Here is an 8333-nt window from a genome sequence, read left to right on the forward strand (position 1 = left end):
TAAAGCCAACGCACATGCAACTTGAAGTATGACAGGTATAGCAGAGTAAATAACTGACCCGGAATATTCAACCTGCAAATAAGAAAGGCACCATGAAGGTGCCTTTTGATGGTGTGATGTATCAGGTTTAATGTCGCTGATACTCATTTACCTGGTAATCGCCAGATTCAATTTTAGCGATTCCGGCTTCTAATATCGAAATAAATTGCCTGGCAACATCAGTGGTTAACCAGAGCGTTTGACCGACCTCAGTCCCATCCGGGTCCGGACGATTCGGGGTCTGGTAGTGCAAACGCAGCATCAGCGCATCGTAGCTATCAACAGTGCTGATGTCCCATCCTACAAGCGGATGAGTCTGAATGACTTCATTATTCTTTTCCATCATGCCCCCTAATTCGTGTTACTAGACAACGGTTTTCGAGGTTCAATGCGTTTTTTTCTGAAGCAACTTCAGTATATCAATAAATAAGGGTATTCATTGAAAATTTAAAGAGGGCGGCGCATAAATTTTTTGTTTTCAGTGTTATATGATTAATAAAACAACATGTCATTCATTTTTTTTTAGCATGTTGTGCAATTATTTTGGTGTTTTGATTAAAAGATAATCAATGTGTTTAATATAAATTATCTGCTAGCGTGGTGAATGCAAGATTGATTTAAAGGATGCACGCATAAAAAAGCCGGGGCGACCCGGCAAACAAACATCACTGCATATCATTTTTTATTCGTTGATGAACCAGTCATCCGCGCTTTCCCAGGTTTCCTGTAGGATTTCGCTGATGCGTTCTTTGTCCTCTTTTGTTGCGCCAATAACCGACAAGTTGTTGGTACCGGCATAACGAACGGTAACGTTACCTTCGTTATCCGGAAAATGATGATGAATACGGCGGGAGAGTTCATCTGCCAGCGCGTCGATAGCACCGGCTGGTAAAGGTGAAGTTTTGGCAATAGTGACTTCAATACGCATAATAGCCCCCTGTTGTTTATACTGGTTATTTATACAGTTAACTGCGTCAGTTGACAACAGGAGGCTACACTTTTTTAGCGTTTTACTGACCAGCGTACCGTTTCACCGCCAAGGAAAGGCACCAACGTATCGTTTTCCAGCGCAATGTTCTCCGGGACCAGGTGCTCCACGCGTTCCAGCTCAATAAAGGTCTCATTCACCGGCAAACCATAGAACTGTGGGCCATTGAGTGAGCAGAAGGCTTCGAAATGGTCCAGGGCGTTCATCTCTTCGAACACAGTGGCATAGCTGCCCAGCGCGGTTGGCGCATTAAAGCAGCCCGCACAGCCGCAACTGGACTCTTTACGATGACGCGCATGCGGTGCGGAGTCGGTACCCAGGAATGCACGACTGAATCCGCTGGCAACCAGTTCACGCAGCGCCTGCTGGTGAACGTTACGTTTAAGTATTGGCAGGCAGTACAGGTGCGGACGAATTCCACCGACCAGCATATGGTTGCGGTTAAACATTAAATGCTGCGGTGTGATGGTTGCTGCAAGAAGCTCGTTGCCATCGCGCACGTATTCGGCGGCATCTTTGGTCGTGATATGTTCAAACACCACTTTTAGCGCGGTTAAACGCTGACGTAAGGGATCCATCACCGTTTCGATGAAACGTGCTTCGCGATCGAAAATGTCGATATCAGCGTGCGTCACTTCACCGTGCACCAACAGTGGCATCCCCAATTTTTCCATGCGCTCCAGTACCGGCATAATGGCATCGACCGAGGTTACACCCTGTGTCGAGTTGGTTGTTGCATTAGCGGGATAAAGTTTCGCGGCGGTGAAGACGCCTTCATTGAATCCACGCTCAAGTTCATTAGGATCCAGCGTGTCCGTTAAGTAGCAGGTCATTAACGGAGTAAAGTTATGTCCGGCGGGTACAGCGTCCAGAATGCGCTGACGGTACGCAATGGCCGCATCAACTGTCGTGACCGGCGGAGCGAGGTTTGGCATAACGATCGCGCGACCATAAGTTTCACTGGTATAAGGCACGACAGTTTTCAACATGTCGCCATCGCGAAGGTGAAGGTGCCAGTCGTCTGGGCGGCGGATCTTTAAAACCTGGGATGGTGCAGTCATTAATATGCTCCGGCTGAGGATAGTCTTTTTTGCCGGAAACAAAGGATAAGCGGAAACGTTTTCGTTTGCACGAAAAAAAGGGCGCATTAGCGCCCTGTTGTTTATTAATCGGTGAACGGGATAATGATTTCACCCGGTTTAACCTCAATCCCTTTCGCCAGTTTTTTCGCCAATGCTTCGCCTTTGCTGCTGTCTTCACGCAGAATGTAGGCCGGTTGCTGGTTAAAGTAATTCCGCAGCGACTGATTTAAGTAGGGCATCAGAGTTTGCAGTACAGATTGCATTTTCTCTGGTGTGACGGTCGCATCGACCACTTCCATTTCTTGCAGATAAATCGCGCCTTTTTCTTTATTGAAGACTGGCAATGCTTTTAACTTCAACTTCATGGTCGCTTTCTGGCTACCAAAAAGGGAATTCATATCCAGATTGGCGTCGCCTGTCAGAGTCACTTTATTCGGTTCTTCGCGACCAATCTGGCTGGCGAGATTGGTCAGTACGATGTGGGCTTCAGCAACGCCAGGCAGACCAATATCTTTCGAGAAGTCGTTATGCTTAGCCAGTGCCTGATTAATCTCTTGCTCGCTAACCGTGTATTGTGTGAGTTGATTACAACCAACCAACAGGCCGCTGACAATCAGTGCAGCAGCAAAAAAAATCTTTTTCATGGGGTTCCTCAACATGATACTTGTGGCGTAATCGTGACACAAAGCAGCATCCAGCACCAGCGGCCCGGGCACCAGCAGAAAAAACTGAAATTGAGTCCGGGACGTCTGGTCAGCTATCAGGCATCAGGTTCCAGCATGCCGCGTGACGGGCGTTTATGGCTAAACTGCCAACCCAGCGCGAGGAAGGTGATAAAGCCGATAATGCCGAGCATCATCCACGGGAGTTCTGGCTGTGACAGTGCTTTACCCATGTCAAACAGCCAGCCGCCACCGATATAACCGATGGCACCGCCGATGGCTAATCCGAGGCGGCTAAAGCCCATGTAACTGCCCCGTGCGCGCGCATTTGCCAACGACGCGCTCAACGTCTCGCGCGCCGGTTCGGCGATGATAGAACCGATATAGAAGGTGCAAATCAGGGTGAAAAGCTGCTGTAAATTCCCGACCAGACCGATGGGCATCATGCTAAGAGACATGATCAGCAGGCCTGCCATCAGCCGATGTTCAAGACGAAAACGTTTTTCACTCCAGCGGGCGATAGGGTAGAGCAGCGTTAAAGAGAGACACGCTTCGATGGCATACATCCACTTCACGGCGGCCGGCGAACCGGCAATATCATTAACCATAATCGGCAGCATCAACATAACCTGTACCGCCAGCATGTAATACCCCGCCAGCGTCAGGACATAGGTGACAAAGCGTTTGTCATGCATCACATGGCTCATGCCTTCGCGCACGGGAATCTTCACGGTAGATAGCTTCCATGCCGGAAGTAGCCAGGCGTTAAACGCGGCGCACAGAACGAACAAAATCGCGCCTACGGCGCAAACCAGACGGAAATCGTACTGTAACAGCCAACTGCCGAGCAATGCGCCGACCACGGCACCGGCACTGTCCTGCATCATCAGAATAGAAAAAAAACGCCCGCGCTTTTCCGGGCGGATCAGTTTGACCACCAGCGCCGAGCGGGGCGGGTCGAATAACGTACCACCTAAACCGGAGAGGAAACAGGAGAACCACAATAGCCAGGGTTCGTGTGCAATCCCCATCGTGGCGAACCCGGCGGCACGCATCAGCATACCGGTCACAATCATCGGTTTGGCACCAAAGCGGTCAGCAATTGCGCCGCCAAAAATCCCCAGACCTTGCTGGATAAATTGGCGCAATCCAAGTGCGATACCGACCATCACGGCGGCCCAGCCCATTTGGTCGACGAAACGGATAGAGATCAGTGGGAAAACGACAAAGAAACCCAGCACGACCAGCATATTATCGATGAGCAGGAAATATTTACCCAGGTTCCTTGCCTGCGAGACTTGCGACATTTCCCCTCCAGGGAAAAAACTCGTCACTCGGTGGAGAGTTTAAAAGATAAGCACCTTCTATTCTGCGGTGTCGTTTGTGCTTTTCCCACCCTTGGCGGGACAATATTTTTTTATCAAAAGTCAGTCTTGATAGAGAGTTTTCATCAAAATGTGTGAATAATTCAAAAAATGGCATTTTGCTCTTTTCACACGGTGTATTTGCACAGGTATAGTAATGCGAATTGCGTATTGAAGACGTTACGGGAAGGAGTAGGTATAGAATGTTTGGCTATCGCAGTAACGTGCCAAAAGTGCGCTTAACCACGGACCGCCTGGTCGTGCGTTTGGTGCATGAGCGTGATGCCTGGCGTCTGGCAGATTATTACGCAGAGAATCGTCATTTCTTAAAGCCCTGGGAACCTATCCGCGATGAAAGCCACTGCTACCCCTCTGGCTGGCAGGCGCGTCTGAGCATGATCTCTGAATTCCATAAACAAGGCACAGCCTGGTATTTCGCGTTGCTCGATCCTGACGAAAAAGAAATTATCGGCGTTGCGAACTTCTCGAACGTGGTGCGCGGATCTTTCCACGCCTGTTATCTCGGTTATTCCATTGCGCAGAAGTGGCAAGGGCAGGGGCTGATGTACGAAGCCCTGACCGCCGCTATTCGTTATGTGCAGCGGACGCAACATATTCACCGCATTATGGCGAACTACATGCCACACAATAAGCGTAGCGGCGATTTGCTGGCGCGACTCGGCTTTGAGAAAGAAGGATATGCAAAAGACTATCTGCTGATTGATGGACAGTGGCGCGATCATGTGCTGACGGCGTTGACAACATCAGAATGGACCCCCGGTCGCTAAGTTTCAGGCGCACGGCCTGAATAATGGAGAAGACGATGAAATACGAATTAACCGCCACCGAAGCCCGTGTGATTGGCTGCTTATTAGAAAAACAGGTTACTACACCGGAACAATATCCCCTTTCCGTGAATGGTGTGGTGACCGCGTGTAATCAAAAAACCAACCGTGAACCGGTGATGAATCTATCGGAAGCCGACGTGCAGGATCAGCTTGATAACCTGGTAAAAAGGCATTTTCTGCGTACGGTTAGCGGCTTTGGTAATCGCGTGACCAAATACGAACAGCGGTTCTGTAATTCAGAGTTTGGCAATCTTAAGCTTAGCGCGGGTGAAGTGGCATTGATCACCACGCTGTTACTCCGTGGCGCTCAAACACCGGGTGAATTACGTAGCCGCGCATCCCGAATGTATGAGTTCAGCGATATGGCGGAAGTGGAGTCGACGCTGGAGAAACTGGCTACCCGGGAAGATGGCCCTTATGTGGTCCGCCTGGCGCGTGAACCTGGGAAACGAGAAAGTCGTTATATGCACCTGTTTTGTGGCGAGGTTGATGAGTCACTCGCTGCGGCAGATGAACCGCAGACGGCGTCTGGAGATTTGCAGGCGCGTGTTGAAGCGCTGGAAACCGAAGTGGCAGAGTTGAAACAGCGGCTCGATTCGTTATTGGCACACCTGGGAGACTAACGTGGGAAAATTGCGTATTGGCGTGGTCGGGTTAGGGGGCATCGCGCAAAAGGCATGGTTGCCAGTGTTGGGCGCATCTGCGGACTGGACGCTGCAGGGCGCATGGTCCCCCTCGCGGGAAAAAGCGCAGCGTATTTGTGATACCTGGCGAATGCCATACGTTGATTCCGTACAGAATTTAGCGGCAACCTGCGATGCCGTTTTCGTTCATTCCAGTACCGCCACTCACTACGCCGTAGTGAGTGAGTTGCTGAATGCCGGCGTTCATGTTTGTGTGGACAAGCCGCTGGCAGAAAATCTGCGCGAAGCTGAACAACTGGTGGAGCTGGCGGCGCGGAAAAAACTGACGCTAATGGTTGGATTTAATCGTCGCTTTGCGCCGCTGTATCAGGATCTAAAGGTGCAGTTGGGCAATGCGGCGTCAGTCCGTATGGACAAGCACCGTACGAACAGCGTCGGGCCGCACGATCTGCGTTTTACGCTGCTGGATGATTATCTGCACGTGATAGACACCGCGCTGTGGCTGGCAGGAGGAAAGGTTCAACTTAATGGCGGCACGCTGTTAACAAATGACATCGGTGAAATGCTTTATGCTGAACATCATTTTTCTGCCGATCAGCTACAGATAACCACCAGTATGCACCGCCGTGCTGGTAGCCAACGCGAGAGTGTGCAGGCGGTGACGGACGGTGGCCTGATTGACGTTACGGATATGCGTGAATGGCGCGAGGAACGTGGGCAAGGCGTAGTGCACAAGCCGGTAGCAGGCTGGCAAACTACCCTGGAACAGCGTGGTTTTGCCGGATGCGCACGTCATTTTATTGAGTGCGTGCAAAATCAGACGGTTCCGCAGACGGCAGGCGAACAGGCGCTACTGGCCCAGCGCGTTGTCGAAATGCTGTGGCGGGAGGCGATGGCGGAATAACCCCCTGTAACATCTGGCGGTAGTAATTCAATGTAATCCAGGTACTATATGCCAACTCAAAAATAACACCTCTTTTCAGCCCTTGACTGGTTTGTTGGCTTGATAAGACGCAAAGGCGTTGCCAGCAGGCACTGCGAAATTATCGGATATCGGCGCTTATGTCTTATCCGGTAAATGGGCTGATTATGCGGGGTTCTGCCTCAGAGTCTGGAATACAACATAGATGAATTTATTAAAATCGCTGGCAGCCGTCAGCTCGATGACGATGTTCTCACGTGTGCTGGGTTTTGCGCGTGATGCGATTGTCGCCAGAATCTTTGGCGCAGGGATGGCGACAGATGCCTTTTTTGTGGCATTCAAACTTCCTAACCTGCTGCGCCGCATTTTTGCTGAGGGAGCGTTCTCTCAGGCGTTTGTACCGATTCTTGCCGAATACAAAAGTAAGCAGGGCGAAGACGCCACCCGCGTGTTTGTCGCCTATGTTTCCGGGCTGTTGACGCTGGCGCTGGCCGTCGTCACGGTGGCCGGGATGCTTGCTGCGCCGTGGGTGATAATGGTCACCGCGCCAGGGTTTGCCGATACTGCAGATAAGTTCACACTGACCACCCAACTGCTGCGAATTACCTTTCCTTATATTCTGCTGATCTCATTGGCTTCGCTGGTGGGGGCAATCCTGAACACCTGGAACCGCTTTTCCATTCCGGCGTTTGCGCCCACGTTTCTGAATATCAGTATGATCGGCTTCGCGCTGTTTGCCGCGCCTTATTTCCATCCGCCGGTGCTGGCGTTGGCGTGGGCTGTCACCGTGGGCGGTGTGCTGCAATTGGTTTATCAGCTTCCACATTTGAAGAAAATTGGCATGCTGGTGCTGCCGCGTGTGAACTTCCGCGATGCGGGGGCGATGCGCGTCGTCAAGCAGATGGGCCCGGCGATCCTTGGGGTATCAGTCAGCCAGATTTCACTGATTATCAATACGATTTTCGCTTCGTTTCTGGCCTCTGGCTCGGTTTCATGGATGTACTATGCCGACCGCCTGATGGAATTTCCGTCTGGCGTACTCGGCGTAGCATTGGGGACTATCCTGCTGCCATCGCTGTCCAAAAGCTTTTCCAGCGGTAATCATGACGAGTATTGCCGTTTGATGGACTGGGGCCTGCGTTTGTGTTTTCTGCTGGCATTACCGAGCGCCGTAGCGTTGGGTATTCTGGCTAAACCGCTGACGGTTTCTCTGTTCCAGTACGGTAAATTTACCGCCTTTGATGCTGCCATGACCCAGCGTGCGCTGGTGGCGTACTCGGTTGGTTTGATTGGCTTGATCGTGGTGAAAGTGTTGGCTCCAGGTTTCTATTCGCGCCAGGATATTAAAACGCCGGTAAAGATTGCCATTGTAACGCTGATTATGACCCAGGTAATGAACCTGGCGTTTATCGGGCCGCTGAAGCATGCCGGGCTGTCGCTGTCGATTGGTCTGGCAGCGTGTCTGAACGCGTCATTGCTGTACTGGCAGTTGCGTAAGCAGAAAATCTTTACTCCCCAACCGGGTTGGGCCTGGTTCCTGATGCGACTGGTGATTTCTGTGCTGGTGATGTCGGCCGCGCTGGTAGGGATGCTTTACATGATGCCGGACTGGTCTCAAGGTACGATGTTATGGCGTTTGTTGCGTCTGATGGCCGTCGTGGTGGCAGGTATTGCAGCTTACTTTGCTGCGCTCGCCGTGCTGGGCTTTAAAGTGAAAGAGTTTGTACGCCGGACGGCGTAATGAACATCCTATGCCGGATGGCGGCGCAACGCCGCATCCGGCC

General features: G+C 51.3%; 9 protein-coding genes. 4 read left to right on the top strand and 5 right to left on the bottom strand.

What is annotated here, in order from left to right:
- Window positions 1-127: 127 nt before the first annotated feature.
- The 5 genes from bssS to mdtH all read right to left on the bottom strand — a co-directional run bounded on the left by bssS (window position 128) and on the right by mdtH (window position 4078).
- Window positions 128-382, bottom strand: a complete 255-nt coding sequence (gene bssS, locus FDX03_RS06300) for a biofilm formation regulator BssS (protein WP_003036154.1) — start codon at window positions 380-382, stop codon at window positions 128-130.
- Window positions 383-721: 339 nt separating this feature from the next.
- Window positions 722-967, bottom strand: a complete 246-nt coding sequence (dinI, locus tag FDX03_RS06305; RefSeq protein WP_048211218.1) for a DNA damage-inducible protein I — start codon at window positions 965-967, stop codon at window positions 722-724.
- Window positions 968-1041: 74 nt separating this feature from the next.
- A complete protein-coding gene (gene pyrC / locus FDX03_RS06310; RefSeq protein ID WP_048211219.1) occupies window positions 1042-2088 on the bottom strand; it encodes a dihydroorotase in 1047 nt (348 codons plus the stop codon).
- Between the two features lie 104 nt (window positions 2089-2192).
- Window positions 2193-2753: a lipoprotein gene (locus FDX03_RS06315; RefSeq protein ID WP_061068127.1), complete on the bottom strand. Its 561-nt coding sequence runs from the start codon at window positions 2751-2753 to the stop codon at window positions 2193-2195.
- Window positions 2754-2869: 116 nt separating this feature from the next.
- Window positions 2870-4078, bottom strand: a complete 1209-nt coding sequence (gene mdtH / locus FDX03_RS06320; RefSeq protein ID WP_048211221.1) for a multidrug efflux MFS transporter MdtH — start codon at window positions 4076-4078, stop codon at window positions 2870-2872.
- A gap of 260 nt (window positions 4079-4338) precedes the next feature.
- Here mdtH and rimJ point away from each other — a divergent pair, with 260 nt between their 5' ends.
- From rimJ to murJ, 4 genes are all read left to right on the top strand, one after another.
- Window positions 4339-4923: a ribosomal protein S5-alanine N-acetyltransferase gene (gene rimJ / locus FDX03_RS06325; RefSeq protein ID WP_005129064.1), complete on the top strand. Its 585-nt coding sequence runs from the start codon at window positions 4339-4341 to the stop codon at window positions 4921-4923.
- A gap of 35 nt (window positions 4924-4958) precedes the next feature.
- Window positions 4959-5606: a YceH family protein gene (locus FDX03_RS06330; RefSeq protein WP_115643184.1), complete on the top strand. Its 648-nt coding sequence runs from the start codon at window positions 4959-4961 to the stop codon at window positions 5604-5606.
- Between the two features lies 1 nt (window position 5607).
- A complete protein-coding gene (locus FDX03_RS06335; RefSeq protein ID WP_137345644.1) occupies window positions 5608-6531 on the top strand; it encodes a Gfo/Idh/MocA family oxidoreductase in 924 nt (307 codons plus the stop codon).
- 223 nt (window positions 6532-6754) lie between these two features.
- Window positions 6755-8290 (top strand): murein biosynthesis integral membrane protein MurJ, encoded by a 1536-nt coding sequence (gene murJ / locus FDX03_RS06340; RefSeq protein ID WP_137345645.1) that lies wholly within the window; start codon window positions 6755-6757, stop codon window positions 8288-8290.
- The last annotated feature ends 43 nt before the right edge of the window (window positions 8291-8333 follow it).

The sequence above is a fragment of the Citrobacter sp. wls827 genome, assembly GCF_005280875.1.
Lineage (GTDB): Bacteria > Pseudomonadota > Gammaproteobacteria > Enterobacterales > Enterobacteriaceae > Citrobacter > Citrobacter youngae.